Origin of the sequence: Sphingomonas sp. 66-10 (assembly GCF_001897045.1) — a bacterium.
Lineage (GTDB): Bacteria > Pseudomonadota > Alphaproteobacteria > Sphingomonadales > Sphingomonadaceae > Sphingomonas > Sphingomonas lycopersici.
In genome coordinates this window covers 10,490-11,909 of record NZ_MKRR01000064.1, presented here as the reverse complement: position 1 = coordinate 11,909, position 1,420 = coordinate 10,490, and the positions used below count along the sequence as shown (strand labels likewise).

Here is a 1,420-nt window from a genome sequence, read left to right as displayed (position 1 = left end):
GCCCGGTGTTCAAGACGAATGTCAAAACCTTCGTGTCGCTGCGCAAGGCGGCACCCCCGATCGCGCTGACCGATCTTCAGGCGCTGGCGAAGCATTTTCCGACCGCCACTTACCAATTCCCTCTCGATCCGGCATTTGAGCCCGAGCGGTCGGAGGAGCAGAAGAACGACCCCTCCATTCCACCGCCGGACCCGGAGAAAACCGCGATATTCGCGGTGCTCCAACGGTATGTGAGGGTCAACCTCGTGCGCCCCGTCGATGCACCGCATATGTGGCACGCAGCGATGGGCAGCAAAGCCTGCGAGCTGACTGTATTGGGCGAGCATTATCGAAGTCTGGTGGAAAGCGGGCTGATCTAACATGGCAAAGCCTCTCGCCGCTGACGCCCGTAAGACCTTGGTCGAACGCCTCGCCGCGATCGAACATGAGCGCTGGTCGCATTGGCAGCGCTACATGCACGGCAAGGCGACCAAACAGGAGGACGGCTCGTTGCTGATCCCCGCCGATCTTGTCGAACGCTGGGAAAAGCAGATTGCGACCGACTATGCCGATCTTCCCGCCGATGAGCAGGAGAGCGACAAGGAGCAGGTGGAGCGATACCTGCCCATCATTGAGGACGCCTTTCGCTCAGGGGAGTAATCAGCGTCCGTTCTTGACAACACCAGGCTCATCGCTCATATCTGTTGACGGACGCGGCTCACGGGCTGCCCCAATTCCGAGGCCCACGCTTAGCGTGGGCTTTCGCGATTCTGGGGACCTGCATGCTGTATTTCGCTTATCTCGACGAGTTTGGCCACATCGGCCCGTATGTCGCGCGCGACGATCCCGCCTACAATGACAGTCCCGTTTTCGGGCTCGGGGGCATGATCCTCCCCTACTCATCCGTGCGGCAATTCTCGACCTGGTTCTACCAGCTCAAATGCAACATGCTGGCTTGGGAGATCGGGCAAAGCGGCCAGCATCCCGCGACATGGGAGAAGAAGGGCTCGGCCCTCTTCACCAGCATGAACGTCGAGAAATACCGGCAGGTTCGCACGGCGGCCAATCGCATCCTCAACAAGATCCGCGCAAGCGGCGGGCATGTCTTCTACGTTGGCCTCGAGAAGAACCGCCCCGTCGCGGAGTTTAAGGCGCAGGCGCTTTACCTCACGGTCCTGGGCGAGGCGATGAAGCGCCTCAACCAATATGCCGATCAGAACGACGCCGATATGGTCATCGTCATGGACGAGCATCAGGATCGCGACGCCATCCTGACTCGCGCGAGCCAAGCCATGTATGGTGGCCCCTCCCCCCGGCGTCGCATCATCGAGCCGCCCTTCCAAGTCGAGAGCGAACGCTACCAGACATGCCAGTGCGCCGACTGGCTATGTGGTCTGGTCGGCCGCGTCGGCGCCTATCAGGCGCGCCCCGACGAATGGGC

2 protein-coding genes and 1 pseudogene are annotated in these 1,420 nt (G+C 61.1%); all 3 read left to right on the top strand.

Going from position 1 to position 1,420, the window contains the following annotated elements; genetic code table 11:
- Positions 1-359 (top strand): annotated as a pseudogene (locus BGN95_RS06370) (caspase family protein); the annotation flags it as partial.
- A 1-nt stretch (position 360) separates the two neighbouring features.
- Positions 361-639, top strand: coding sequence for a hypothetical protein (locus BGN95_RS06365; protein WP_018251244.1), 279 nt, complete (start codon positions 361-363; stop codon positions 637-639).
- Positions 640-761: 122 nt separating this feature from the next.
- Positions 762-1,420: DUF3800 domain-containing protein (locus BGN95_RS06360; protein ID WP_286772005.1), on the top strand; the 659-nt coding region annotated here is incomplete at its 3' end.